This is a genomic window from Nocardia colli, from assembly GCF_008704205.1.
GTDB classification, from domain to species: domain Bacteria; phylum Actinomycetota; class Actinomycetes; order Mycobacteriales; family Mycobacteriaceae; genus Nocardia; species Nocardia colli.
In genome coordinates, this window is record NZ_VXLC01000070.1 from 1 (window position 1) to 1,008 (window position 1,008).

Sequence of the window (1,008 nt, forward strand, 5' to 3'; positions counted from 1 at the left end):
CTTGGTCTCAATAGGTCGGCGCAACACACTTGAATCTCCTGGTGAGGAACGGATGTGATGCGCGATGGCCTCGAGCAGACCGCTGTCGGAGAAGAGGACCCCGTTGACCGAGGCTCAGGCCGAGGAGGTGTGGCGGCGGTGGCGGTCCGGGCAAGCGATCAAGGTCCTGGCCCGGGAGATGCGCCGGCACCCTTCAACGGTGCGCGATCTACTCAAACGCTGCGGCGGGGTCCGGCCGGTCCCGCGCTACCGCAGCGTGGTGCGCCTGAGTTTGGCTGAGCGAGAAGAGATCTCGCGCGGGCTGGCCGCCGGGGACTCGCTACGCAGTATCGCCCGCGGCCTGGGTCGCGCACCCTCGACGATCTCGCGGGAGGTCGCCGGGCGCGGCGGTCGTTTCTCCTATCGGGCCTTGCCCGCCGACCAGGCGGCGTGGGCGCGGGCAACACGACCGAAACCCACCAAACTGTCCCGCGATCCGGCATTGGCCGCAGTGGTGGCCGAGAAACTCGCTTTGGCGTGGTCGCCGCAGCAGATCGCGGGCTGGCTGCGACGAAATCCGCAGTCCAGCATGGGTTACGTGTCGCACGAGACGATCTACCGGGCCTTGTTCATCCAGGCTCGTGGCGAACTGCGCCATGAGCTGACCCGCTATCTGCGCACCCACCGGGCCATGCGCCGGCCCAAAGTCAAACGCGAGCCCGACGGCCGCGGTCAGCGCCGCGGCGTGCTCAACATCGCCGAACGCCCCGCCGAGGCCGCCGACCGAGCCGTGCCCGGACATTGGGAAGGTGACCTGCTGTTCGGGCGCGGCATGTCTCCGGTCGCCACGCTGGTCGAACGATCCACCCGGTTTCTGCTGCTGGTCGCCCTGCCCGAGGGCAAACGCGCCGATCTGGTCGCCGACGCCCTAGCGGAGCGGATCCTCACCCTGCCCGAAGCATTGCGCCGGAGCTTGACCTGGGACCAAGGCTACGAAATGGCCGAACACGCCGCCTTCACCGTCGCCAC

Annotated in this window: 1 protein-coding gene; it reads left to right on the forward strand. The window is 68.6% G+C overall.

The window, feature by feature from the left end; all coding sequences use genetic code 11:
* Window positions 1–103 precede the first annotated feature (103 nt).
* Window positions 104–1,008: IS30 family transposase (locus F3087_RS45730; RefSeq protein WP_191094485.1), on the forward strand; the 905-nt coding region annotated here is incomplete at its 3' end.